General features: G+C 59.0%; 11 protein-coding genes. 4 read left to right on the plus strand and 7 right to left on the minus strand.

Features of this window, described 5'->3' with window-relative positions:
• Nucleotides 1–148 precede the first annotated feature (148 nt).
• The 4 genes from RBB47_RS05775 to RBB47_RS05790 all read left to right on the plus strand — a co-directional run bounded on the left by RBB47_RS05775 (nucleotide 149) and on the right by RBB47_RS05790 (nucleotide 2,345).
• Nucleotides 149–595: a hypothetical protein gene (locus RBB47_RS05775; protein WP_305984801.1), complete on the plus strand. Its 447-nt coding sequence runs from the start codon at nucleotides 149–151 to the stop codon at nucleotides 593–595.
• A 42-nt stretch (nucleotides 596–637) separates the two neighbouring features.
• Nucleotides 638–1,024, plus strand: coding sequence for a serine/threonine protein kinase (locus RBB47_RS05780; protein ID WP_305984802.1), 387 nt, complete (start codon nucleotides 638–640; stop codon nucleotides 1,022–1,024).
• Nucleotides 1,025–1,143: 119 nt separating this feature from the next.
• Nucleotides 1,144–1,380 carry a hypothetical protein gene (locus tag RBB47_RS05785; RefSeq protein WP_305984803.1) on the plus strand — a complete coding sequence of 79 codons (237 nt, stop codon included), beginning with the start codon at nucleotides 1,144–1,146 and terminating at the stop codon, nucleotides 1,378–1,380.
• Between the two features lie 185 nt (nucleotides 1,381–1,565).
• Nucleotides 1,566–2,345, plus strand: a complete 780-nt coding sequence (locus RBB47_RS05790; protein ID WP_305984804.1) for a methyltransferase domain-containing protein — start codon at nucleotides 1,566–1,568, stop codon at nucleotides 2,343–2,345.
• Between the two features lie 7 nt (nucleotides 2,346–2,352).
• Here the strand turns inward: RBB47_RS05790 and RBB47_RS05795 are convergent, their stop codons facing one another.
• The 7 genes from RBB47_RS05795 to RBB47_RS05825 all read right to left on the minus strand — a co-directional run bounded on the left by RBB47_RS05795 (nucleotide 2,353) and on the right by RBB47_RS05825 (nucleotide 11,885).
• Nucleotides 2,353–3,858: a hypothetical protein gene (locus tag RBB47_RS05795; RefSeq protein ID WP_305984805.1), complete on the minus strand. Its 1,506-nt coding sequence runs from the start codon at nucleotides 3,856–3,858 to the stop codon at nucleotides 2,353–2,355.
• A gap of 145 nt (nucleotides 3,859–4,003) precedes the next feature.
• Nucleotides 4,004–5,407, minus strand: a complete 1,404-nt coding sequence (gene lpdA, locus RBB47_RS05800; RefSeq protein WP_305984806.1) for a dihydrolipoyl dehydrogenase — start codon at nucleotides 5,405–5,407, stop codon at nucleotides 4,004–4,006.
• 45 nt (nucleotides 5,408–5,452) lie between these two features.
• Nucleotides 5,453–6,211, minus strand: a complete 759-nt coding sequence (locus tag RBB47_RS05805) for an SDR family oxidoreductase (RefSeq protein ID WP_305984807.1) — start codon at nucleotides 6,209–6,211, stop codon at nucleotides 5,453–5,455.
• A 28-nt stretch (nucleotides 6,212–6,239) separates the two neighbouring features.
• Nucleotides 6,240–6,647 carry a hypothetical protein gene (locus RBB47_RS05810; RefSeq protein ID WP_305984808.1) on the minus strand — a complete coding sequence of 136 codons (408 nt, stop codon included), beginning with the start codon at nucleotides 6,645–6,647 and terminating at the stop codon, nucleotides 6,240–6,242.
• A gap of 15 nt (nucleotides 6,648–6,662) precedes the next feature.
• Nucleotides 6,663–7,277: a LysE family translocator gene (locus RBB47_RS05815; protein WP_305984809.1), complete on the minus strand. Its 615-nt coding sequence runs from the start codon at nucleotides 7,275–7,277 to the stop codon at nucleotides 6,663–6,665.
• Nucleotides 7,278–7,317: 40 nt separating this feature from the next.
• Nucleotides 7,318–8,835, minus strand: a complete 1,518-nt coding sequence (gene odhB / locus RBB47_RS05820) for a 2-oxoglutarate dehydrogenase complex dihydrolipoyllysine-residue succinyltransferase (RefSeq protein ID WP_305984810.1) — start codon at nucleotides 8,833–8,835, stop codon at nucleotides 7,318–7,320.
• 62 nt (nucleotides 8,836–8,897) lie between these two features.
• Nucleotides 8,898–11,885 carry a 2-oxoglutarate dehydrogenase E1 component gene (locus RBB47_RS05825; RefSeq protein WP_305984811.1) on the minus strand — a complete coding sequence of 996 codons (2,988 nt, stop codon included), beginning with the start codon at nucleotides 11,883–11,885 and terminating at the stop codon, nucleotides 8,898–8,900.
• Between the last annotated feature and the right edge of the window lie 135 nt (nucleotides 11,886–12,020).

Genomic DNA, 12,020 nt, shown 5'->3' on the forward strand with positions numbered 1-12,020 from the left:
GAAACTGCAGAGTGTGTAAATTTCCAATCCACTCATTAAAGCCATTTAAACAGGCATGCCAGTAAGACTGTAGCTGAAACTCAATCAGTGCGTGTCTTTTCGAATTGTGCCACCCTAGTTCGGCAGACCGTCCAGCCTCAGGACCCTCATGCGCAGAAATCTGGCAATCCTGTTTCTACTGCTGATATTCGTCACGTTTATCTGGCTCACGTTCAAGGCGATCCATTCCTGGATAGCTGTGTCCTCCGGCCCGAACGTCGTTGTTTTCGACGGGCGCGATACCAAACTCATGCTCGCGTGGCTCGTGATCGGTTCCGCCGCGGTCTATTTCGCGGTCTGGCCACAAGCCCTGTCGACGAAAAAGGACGGTGCAAAGCCGACGACCTGGAAACAGGCATTTGTCATCGGTTTGACGATTACGGGTATCTTGTCCTTGCAACAGGTCATCTTTGCCGGCGGATATCTCGCCAAAGCAGAGGAATATGCGCGCAATCGCGGTTATCAGGTTGTCTGCAACGAAATCGGCTACAAGTATGGTCGAGAACTGATCATGGCAAAGTCCCGAGCGGCTTGCGAGGCCGACCAAAGATCATGACGAGGCAAACCCGGTAGCAAGCTCATGCGACTGTTCCTATTCATGGCCGTCTGTCTTTTTCTGTCCACCGCACCATCTGCGGCACAGCGAATCTATTGTCCCATCCCCGAGGACGGCATCTGGGTCAATCCCGACGCCGAGCCAAAAGAAATCAGCCGGGTTGAAGTTGAAAGCAAATGTGAGAACGAGCAGGTGTTCGTTCGGGTCCGAGCTTTCACCTCGTGTATTCCCCGCGACTGCAAATGGGGCTGGACCGAGGCCGAGCTGCGCTCGGACGGTGCTGTGCAGGTTCTTCTCATCGGATTTTTGAGCAGCAAGAAAATCACTTTGAAGGCGTTCGGCGACCTGTTGGACACGCACGTCGTCAATGTTGTCAATGATTTGTCAGAGCCGCGGACGGAGAAAACATACAACCTGAGTCGCAAGTAAAATTTGCGATCTTAACCTTGGTATCAATCTCCAACCGGTTTTTCCTTGTCCGATTTCATTTTTGCTTTACCTTAGGTGTCACTGCGTCAGTCCTGCGCAGCAACAGACGGAGGCTCACCATGCGTCTGATAAGCACTGCCATTGCAGGTCTTGCCCTGACCGCATTCGCCATCGTTCCGGCGAGTGCATGTTCTTGGGGAAAGACAGCCAAAGCCGACACTCAGATGACCGTCGCGGATACGACAATCGTTCCCGACGTCGACACGGATGTCGCTATCGCTACAAACGACCTCGACACAGAGGTTTTGCAGGAAGAAGTCATCCTGCCGGTTCCTGAAGAGGCACCAACCGAATAATCCAAGTTTCTTTTTGCTCCAATCAATCTACCGCTGCTTCGGCAGCGGTTTTTTTTTGCCCCGAACCGGGTCAGGACCCGTTGCAGGAAACCGCGCGGGCCCCATACGATGGCAGACTGCGCTCTCATGAAGACCTGAACGGGTCGCAGCGGGTGCCGGAATGGTCACGACGCGGGAACGGTTTGATGCTCCAATTTGACGAACGCATAACCCGGCTCCTTGAGGAAGCCTATCTTGGAGCTGATTTTTCAAGGCGCAGGCGTGTGTCATTCGATGCGCTTAGGCCGAAACCGGGTGACGTCATCGCTGATATCGGTTGCGGCAACGGCTTGCTGACCCTTGAGCTTTCACGCACCATCGGAGAGGACGGCAAGGTCTTTGCTGTGGACCCGAGCGACGACATGCGCGGTGCGGCCATCAAGCGTTGCGCGCAATGCTCCAATGTTGAAATTCTCACCGGAACCGCCACGGACTTGCCGCTCGAGACGACATCCATCGACAAGGCGGTGTCGCTACAGGTTTTCGAGTATCTGGATGATCTTGCATCGGCCGTTGCCGAAGCCAGGCGTGTCCTGAAGCCAGGTGGCCGGTTGGTCGTCGGCGACATGCACTGGGATACGACAACGTGGTTCAGCGATAACCCCAAGCGCATGAAGATCATGCTGGAGACGTGGGACGACCATCTGGTGGAGCGCTGCGTCCCAGCCGTGCTGCCTCCCATCCTGCGCAGTGCCGGCTTCCGGCTGGACGAGGTGAAGGCTGTTCCGTTCAGCTGCACCGAGTTGCATCCCGACGGTCTGGCAAACATGATGCTCCACCTGATGAAACCCTTTGCGGTCAACAAAGGGGTGCTGACAGAGAGTGAAGCAAATGACTGGTTGGAAGAACAGGTTCGGCTCTCTCAATCAGGCCGTTTCTTCTTCTCCATAACGCATTTCGTCATCACCGCATCGGTCCCCGGCTGACGAACCGTCAGGTGCCGGGCACCAGGAACTCGCGCTCCGTCGCATAATCCGTGACCCTGACACTATCGCCTTCACGCTCCAGACGGAGCATCGCCCATCTGTCGGCCGGCAGGCGGCAGGAGTGGCGACCCATCACGCACGGAAGCTGAGGTGTTTGCCGGTACACCACATCATCGGCGAGCGCCTTTGCGATCGCCGAATGACCTTTCAGATAGGCGAACAGCGTGTATGGGCTGAGATACCAGACCTCGCCTTCTTTCAGCTCTGAAAGTTCTTCGGCCCGGGCCAACGGAAACTTTCGCCCCCATGTCCATGAGATGGCGTCGCGCGTTTGATGGTCGAGATAGTGATGGGCCATGGTTTCGTCGATGAAAACCTTCTTCTCCGAACCGATGTCATCCAAATAGGCCAGCGCAGCGGCGTCCCGACCCGGCACTTCCTTTGACAGACCGTAGAAGATCAGGAAGTTGGCCGAGACAACGACAAACACCAGAGCATAGAGCCCATAGGCCGCGCGCTGGAACCGTGCCCTGGTAACTGCGTCCAGTCCGACAAGAAACACCATGCTGGCTGCAAGGTTGCGCACCAGAACCTTGTCATGGAGCACTGCGGCAAGCCCCTGTCCGAGCGACAACATCAGGCACAACAGCGCGGCCGGACGCGACCATCTGGTCAGGGCAAGACCGGCGGCTGCAAAGATCGCGGCCCTGCCCAATGCCTCGTCGTTCACACCGTGACCTGTCGACCTTTGCGCGTGGTAGACGATCTGGTCGATGAATTCGCGGTATTGAAAGTCGATGCTGAGCGAAAAGATCAACAGTCCCAGAGCGAGCGCAAAAGCGTTTTCAAGAACAAAGGGGACAATCCTCACCTCACGAAATGCGAGGCGCCAGATGTCATGAACCAGAATGGCTCCGAGGCTCCAGGCGAACACGGCGGGCGACGCCAGGGGAGCAAAGGCCAGGGCAAGTTTTGCAAGGGTTCTCAGAGACGAAACCTGGAGGCCGGGACCTTTGTTTTCCTGCCACCGTGCGCTCCAGAACAAAAGACAAAGGCCGAGCATCCAGAAGACACACGCCGTGATTTCCATCCGGAAGCCGGTAACGACATACATCGGAGCAAACAGGAGCGGTGCGACCAGGGCCGCCTTCGGCAGCCTGATCATCAGGCACATTGCCGAAAATGCGAGTGTCGTCAGAAAAAAGCAGAGATACTCGTACGCAACGACACTCAGCCTGCTGGCGCCGAAGACGTCAAGATAAAGCCCCCCAAGAATAAGGTGAAAGCGGGTGTAAAGGTGATAGTCCTCAAGCCCTGGAAACTGCACGGACAAAAGGGGATTGATATGCTGCCCTGTTGCAGCGTATTCGGCGGCCCAGGGGATGAAAAACAGATCATCGACATGCGCGATCGTGCGGGCCGGCCAGAAAAACACCAGCGCGGCAACAATCATCAATACAAGCCAGAGGCCATATTGCAGCATCTTGAAACTGCTGGTCTCGGCTTTCTGCACGTTGGTTCTCCCGGATCGTCGACTCACACTTTGCACGGCGCCAGTTCATGGCTGGCACCGCGACAGCGTTTATAAGCAAAGGGCGCTGCAGACAACGCCGCCTGCAGCACCCCAACAGATATTTATGCTCAATCTGCTTGTGCGATCACGAATGGATTGGCTTGGCAAACGTTGCCATTGCAGCTTCCTTGACCGCTTCCGACATGGTCGGATGGGCATGACAGGTACGTCCGAGGTCCTCTGATGATCCGCCGAATTCCATCAGAACAGCTCCCTCGTGGATCATCTCCCCTGCACCGAAGCCGACAATATGAACGCCGAGGACCCTGTCGGTCTTGGCGTCGGCCAGAACCTTGACGAAACCGTCGGTGTGGTTCATCGCGCGTGCGCGGCCGTTCGCAGAGAAATTGAACTTTCCGGACTTGTACTCGATCCCGGCCGCTTTCAACTCCTCTTCGGTTTTGCCGACGGACGCGACTTCCGGCTGGGTGTAGACGACCCCGGGAATGACGTCGTAGTTCACGTGGCCCGCCTGCCCGGAGAGAATCTCGGCAATGGCAACGCCCTCGTCCTCGGCCTTGTGCGCCAGCATCGGGCCGGCAACCACGTCTCCGATCGCGTAGATGCCGTCAACATTGGTTTTGTAGTGCCCATCGATCGCGACCCGGCCGCGCTCGTCCAGCGCGACGCCTGCCGCCTCGAGACCAAGGCCTTCCGTGAACGGGCGGCGGCCGATCGCCACCAGAACGATGTCGGTCTCGATCACTTGCGCATCGCCGCCCTTGGCAGGCTCGACCGTGACAGCCAGTCCCTTGCCCTTTTTGGAAACGCCCGTGACCTTCGACGAGAGCTTGAAGGTCATGCCCTGCTTCTTGAGCATGCGCTGGAAGTTCTTGGAAACATCGCCGTCCATGGGGCCCAGGATCTTGTCCATGAATTCGACCACGGTGACTTCGGTGCCAAGCCGGTTCCAAACCGACCCGAGCTCAAGGCCGATAACGCCGCCGCCGACGACAACCATCTTGCCCGGAACTTTTTCCAGCTCAAGCGCGCCGGTGGAAGAGACGATCTGTTTCTCGTCGATCTCAACGCCCGGCAACGGCATGACGTCGGATCCCGTCGCGATCACGATGTTCTTTGTGTCGAGCACCGTCGCGCTTCCGTCAGCGGCGGTGACCTCGACTTTGCCCGTGCCCAGGATCTTGCCGGTTCCCGTGTGAACGTCGATCTTGTTTTTCTTCATGAGGAACGCAACACCGTTGACATTTGCATCAACCGTATCGGTCTTGTGCTTCATCATGCCCGGCAGATCGACTTTCGGCTTGGACACCTTGATGCCGAGTTTTTCAAACCCGTGCTCTGCCTCCTCGAACATTTCCGATGCGTAGAGCAATGCCTTGGAGGGAATGCAACCGATGTTGAGACAGGTTCCGCCGAGTGTTTCGCGCTTTTCCACGACTGCGGTTTTCAGGCCGAGCTGAGCCGCCTTGATCGCGCAAACATACCCCCCCGGGCCGGTTCCGATGACGACAAGATCATATTGGGACATTTTGGTCGCCTTTGCCTCTTTCAGTTTCAAATCCAGGATTCTGGATCACGGTAGGATTGACCGGCCACCGGACACGTCCAGGATCGCTCCGGTCGTGTAGCTGGACTGGTCAGACATGAGCCAGATGATTGCGTCCGCCACCTCATCGGCGGTTCCGGCGCGTTTCATCGGCAGCTTGGATTGAAGTTGAGCCACGCGGTCGGGAAGCCCGCCGGATGCATGTAGCTCCGTGTCAATGATGCCCGGGCGGACGGCATTGACGCGGATGTTCTCGTCGGCAACTTCGAGCGCAAGGCCGACAGTCATGGTGTCGATTGCCCCCTTTGAGGCAGCATAGTCGACATATTGTGCCGGCGATCCGAGCTTGGAGCCGGCCGACGCCAGATTGACAATATTGCCGCCGGCACCGCCATGCTTGGTCGACATGCGCTTCACGGCCTCGCGTGCGCACAAGAACGAGCCGATGACGTTGATCGTGAAGATCCGGTTGAGGCGCTCAACGCTCATTTCGTCAACACGTTGGGACATGTCGACAACACCCGCATTGTTCACCAGCCCGACTAACGTGCCGAGCTTGTCCGCTTCCTCGAACAGCTTGAGAATGTCGGCTTCCAGGGCCACATCCGCCTGAACGGCGACGGCCTTGCCGCCCTCAGCGGCAATCCGGGAAACGACATCGTCCGCTGCCTGGCTGTTGGAGGCGTAGTTCACGACAACCGTATACCCCAACTGACCCAGTTTCCGGCTTACGCTCGCCCCGATACCGCGGCTCCCGCCAGTCACTATGACAACTTTTTCGGACATGCATTCCCCAAATCAAGCAAGGTTTGAACTAACGGCGCGGCCGGAGCGTTTCAGCGGCCTTTCCGGCTGCCCAGGTTCCCTGGAGCGTCCCGTCCGGTTCGATCGTATAGATCACGGGATCTTGCTGACCCCAGTCGATCACCAGTGTGTTGCCGTTGCGCGAACCCTGTCCGCTGAACGTTTCTCCAGCGATGTTCCAGACCATGTAGACCGTGCCGTCGCGAACCTCGATCCTGGCCACCCCCTCGTAGCGCGAACCGTCCGGGTTTCGGCCGACTGAGTCGTAGGTTCCTTCAATCTGCTGCTGAAGAACCGCGTTCGGAGAGGCTTGAACCGCATCCTTGAACACAAGAGCGGTCGCAAATGCGAACACCACAAAAGCCAAGACAACACTTGTAGTGTGCGCAGCGTGACATCCCTTGGCTGGATTTTTCATGCGGCAGACCTCCGTCTATCGATCAGCAAGCGCCAGCCGAAGGCCGAACCCGGCAAAGGCGGCCGCGATCGTTCTGCGCATCCAGGTCATGACCCTGTCACTCTTGAGGACCCTTTCCCCGACAAGAGATGCAAACAGTCCATAGCCAAGAAACACAACGAACGTCATGGCCATGAAGACGCCTCCGAGCAACAGCATATCCAGTGTCGGATTTGCCGCGGACGGGCTCACGAATTGCGGCAGGAACGCCAGAAAGAAGACACTCAGCTTCGGATTGAGGATGTTGATCAAGAAGCCGGTGCGGGCCGTGGCCAGGAAGCTCCGGCGCGCACCCTTGTCCGCTTTCAGGTCCAGCGGGCCGCTGTCGTTGAGCGTTTTCCATGCCAGATAAAGCAGATAGGCGACACCGGCATACTTGACCGCCTGGAAAATGAGCGCGCTGGTGTGCAACAGCGCCGCGAGACCAACGACAGACGCCAGGATCGCCGGAACGATCCCGAGCGTGCAGCCGAGCGTGGCAGCAACCGATGCCTTGCGCCCCTTGCCGAGCCCGACCGCGACCGTGTAGACGACCCCGGTTCCCGGAACCAGGACCACGATCAGGGCGGTAATCAGAAACTCCAGGCTCATGGTCCGGTCTCCTCGTTAGTCGACGGAAGGCCGCCCGGGATCAAAGGTCCAGAACCAGGCGCTGCGGATCTTCCAGGCTTTCCTTGACCCGTACGAGGAAGGTCACGGCTTCCTTGCCGTCGACGATCCGGTGATCGTAGGAAAGTGCCAGATACATCATCGGACGAATGACAACCTGACCGTTCACGGCCATCGGGCGCTCCTGGATCTTGTGCATTCCCAGGATGCCGGATTGCGGCGCATTCAGGATTGGTGAGGACATCAGCGAGCCATAGACGCCGCCGTTGGAGATGGTGAAGGTGCCGCCTGTCATGTCGGCCATGCCCAGCTTGCCGTCGCGCGCCTTGCGGCCGAGATTGCCGATTTCCTTCTCGACTTCGGCGATGGACATCTGGTCTGCGTCACGCACCACTGGCACCACAAGACCCTTGTCCGTACCAACGGCAACGCCGATGTGACAGAAGTTCTTGTAGATGATGTCGGTGCCGTCGATTTCGGCGTTCACCGCAGGGATCTCTTTCAGCGCATGGGTCACGGCCTTGGTGAAGAAGCCCATGAAGCCGAGCTTGACGCCGTGCTTTTTCTCAAAGAGGTCCTTGTACTGCTTGCGCAGTTCCATGACCGGGCCCATGTCCACTTCGTTGTAAGTGGTGAGCATGGCCGCAGTGTTCTGGGCGTCCTTCAGGCGGCGCGCAATCGTCTGGCGCAGCTTGGTCATGCGCACGCGTTCTTCGCGCACTTCGTCCTCGGCGGCGACCGGACCGCGGGCAACCTGCGCCGCAGCTGGAGCTGATGGGGCAGCTGTCGCGCCGGACGCGATTGCACCGATGACGTCTTCTTTCAGCACCTGGCCGCGTTTTCCGGAACCGGCGACCTGATCAGCCGACAGATTGTTTTCGGCCATCATTTTCTGCGCAGACGGAGCCGGCGGCATGGACGAGCCGGCAGCCGGTGCCGGGGCTGGTGCCGGAGCGCTCGCAGCGGCGGGTGCAGCGCTTGCTGCCGTACCGGACGGGTCGATCTGGCAAAGCAGAACGCCCGGTTCGACCGTTGCACCGGTTTCGGCTGCGATCTTCACGATTGTGCCGCCAACGGGCGCCGGGACTTCCTGGGCTGCCTTGTCGGTTTCCAGTTCCACCAGCGTGTCGTCCGGCTTGACGACATCGCCGACCTTCACGCTCCATTCACCGACTTCGGCTTCGGTGACGGATTCGCCAGCGCTCGGCGTAACTACGTCGACCAACTCTGCCTTGCCTGCAGGAGCTGCTGCTTCCTTGGCAGGAGCCGCTGCTGCGGCTGCCGGTGCAGCAGCTGCCGAGCCCCCTTCCGCGATCTGCCCGAGCAGCGCGCCGACTTCGACCGTGTCCCCTTCCTTCACCACGATGCTTTCAAGCGTTCCGGCTGACGGCGCGGGGACCTCCACCGTGACCTTGTCGGTTTCAAGCTCGACCAGCGGCTCGTCCTGACTGACAGGATCACCCGGCTTCTTGAACCATTGTGCAATAGTAGCCTCGGAAACGGATTCACCCAGTGTGGGCACGCGGATTTCGGTTGCCATGGTCGCCTTCTCTTAAAATTACCCGGCCAATTTTTGAAAGGGGGGCCACGCCCCCCTCATGATTAGTTTCCAAGAGCCTCTTCCAGGAGTGCCTGAAGCGTTGCCAGATGCACCGACATCAGACCGGTCGCAGTCGATGCCATTGCCGAGCGTCCGGCATAGCGCGGACGGCGGTGCTTGGCGTCAATCTGTTCCAGGACCCATTCGATATAGGGCTCGACGAAGAACCAGCTGCCCATGTTCTTGGGCTCTTCCTGGCACCAGACCATTTCAGCCTGCGGGAAGCGCGCCAGCTCCAGCATCAACGCCTTTTTCGGGAACGGGTAGAGCTGTTCCACACGCATCAGGTAGATGTCGTCGATGCCGCGTTTCTCACGCTCCTCAAACAGGTCGAAATAGACCTTGCCCGAACACATCACCACCCGGCGGATCTTGTCATCGGAAACAAGTTTGCCTTCCCCGGTCAGGTTCGAGCCCCAATCGTCCCAAAGCAGACGGTGGAACGTCGTGTCGGGCCCGAGCTCTTCGATCTTCGACACTGCTTTCTTGTGGCGCAGAAGCGACTTCGGCGTCATCAGGATCAGCGGTTTGCGGATGTCACGGCGCAACTGGCGGCGCAGAATGTGGAAGTAGTTCGACGGGGTCGAACAGTTCGCCACCTGCATGTTGTCCTCCGCGCAGAGCTGGAGGTACCGCTCCAGGCGTGCGGAGGAGTGTTCCGGGCCCTGTCCTTCGTACCCATGCGGCAGCAGGCAGACGAGACCGGACATGCGCAGCCACTTGCGTTCACCGGAAGAGATGAACTGGTCGAACAGGACCTGTGCACCATTGGCAAAGTCGCCGAACTGGGCTTCCCACATGGTGAGCGCCCGCGGTTCCGCCAGTGAATATCCGTATTCAAAGCCGAGCACCGCTTCTTCGGAGAGCATCGAGTTGATGACCTCGTAGCGCTGCTGTCCCGAAGCGACGTGGTTGAGCGGAATATAGCGGCTTTCGTTTTCCTGGTCGTACAGCACCGAGTGCCGCTGGGAGAACGTTCCACGTTCGCAGTCCTGACCGGACAGGCGAACCGGGTGTCCCTCTTTGAGCAGCGAGCCGAAGGCGAGCGCTTCAGCGGTCGCCCAATCGATCCCCTCACCCGTTTCGATCATGCGTTCACGATGGTTCATGAAGCGCGCGATGGTGCGGTGAATGTTGAAACCGTCCGGCACATGGGTCAGTGCACGGCCGATTTCCTTGATTTCGGCAAGCGGAAGGCCGGTTTCACCACGGCGGGGATCTTCCTCGTCGGCGGCCCGCTTCATGCCGGCCCACTTGCCGTCCAGCCAGTCGGCCTTGTTCGGCTTGAAGGCCTGTCCGGCATCGAACTCGCCGTCGAGGTGCTTGCGCCAGTCGGCCTTCATCTGGTCGACTTCGTCCTGACTGACGACGCCCTCCTTGATGAGCCGTTCCGAATAGCGCTGCAGCGTCGTCGCGTGCTTGCGGATCTTGCGGTACATGATCGGCTGCGTGAACGCGGGCTCGTCGCCTTCGTTGTGGCCGAAACGGCGATAGCAGATCATGTCGATGACCACCGGACGCTGGAAGGTCTGGCGGAACTCAATCGCGATCTTGGCTGCAAAGACAACCGCCTCCGGGTCATCTGCATTGACATGGAAGATCGGCGCTTCGATCACCTTGGCCATGTCGGACGGATAAGGTGAGGAGCGCGAGAAACGCGGGTTGGTGGTGAAGCCGATCTGGTTGTTGATGATGACATGGAGCGAGCCGCCGGTGCGGTGTCCGCGCAGCGCGGACAGGCCGAAACACTCAGCCACGACGCCCTGGCCGGCAAAGGCGGCATCACCGTGGAGCAGCAGGGGCAACACGGTTCCACGGTCGATCTCCGTGGTTTCAATGAACGTCCCGTCCGCGTTGGCTGAAAGCTGATCCTGCTTGGCGCGTGCCTTGCCGAGAACAACCGGATTGACGATCTCCAGGTGCGATGGATTGGCGGTCAGCGACAGGTGGACGTTGTTGCCGTCAAAGCTCCGGTCCGAGGACGCGCCAAGGTGATATTTCACATCGCCCGAGCCTTCCACGTCGTCGGGGGCGTAGGACCCACCCTTGAATTCGTGGAAAATCGCGCGGTGCGGCTTGGCCATCACCTGGGACAGAACGTTCAGGCGCCCGCGGTGGGCCATGCCAAGAACGATGTCCTTGAGGCCAAGCTGGCCGCCGCGCTTGATGATCTGTTCAAGCGCCGGTATCAGGGCTTCGCCACCGTCCAGGCCGAAGCGCTTGGTGCCGGTGTATTTCACATCGAGGAACTTCTCGAAGCCTTCGGACTCGACGAGCTTGTTCAGGATCGCCTTCTTGCCCGCTGGTGTGAAAGCAACCTGCTTGTCCGGACCTTCAATGCGTTCCTGGATCCAGGCCTTGGCCGCCGGATCCGAGATATGCATGAATTCAACGCCGAGGGTCGAACAATAGGTCCGCTTCAGAATATCCATCATCTCGCGGATGGTGGCGTATTCCAGGCCGAGGACGTGATCGATGAAGATCCTGCGGTCCCAATCGGCTTCTGTGAAGCCGTATGAAGAGGGGTGCAGTTCCTCGTGATCGCCTTTTCCGGCGAGGCCGAGCGGGTCGAGATCGGCGTGCAGGTGGCCGCGCATTCGGTAAGCGCGGATCATCATCAGGGCCCGGACGGAGTCCCGGGTTTCCTGGTGAACCTCGGTGTCGGATACCGGTGCGCCCTTCGCCTCGGCTTTCTTCTTGATCTTTTCGCCAAGTTTTTGCTCGATGGGGCCCCAGTTGCCGTCAAACGCGTTGACGAGATCGCCGTTGGCTTCGATCGGCCAGTCCTTGCGCTTCCACGGAGCCCCGCGCGCTTCCTTCAGAACGGCTTCCTTTTCGTCCTGGAAGGCAGCAAAGAAGTCCCGCCATTCGGCATCGACCGAATTCGGATCCGTCTTGTACTGAGCGTAGAGGTCTTCGATATAGGCTGCGTTGGCGCCGTAAAGCAACGACGTCAGTGCGAATACGTTGTTCGCTTCCTGCCGTGCCATGTCCTTTAGCGGAGGTCTGCTCCGCCCTTTTTGTTATGGCGGGCCGAAAATGGACCCGCGGCCGGTTCCCTACTACGGCCGGTGAACCACCGACCCCTCGAAAAATGGTCACGGCACACTTGGTGCCGCAACCCA

The sequence above is a fragment of the Roseibium sp. MMSF_3544 genome (assembly GCF_030732845.1).
Lineage (GTDB): Bacteria > Pseudomonadota > Alphaproteobacteria > Rhizobiales > Stappiaceae > Roseibium.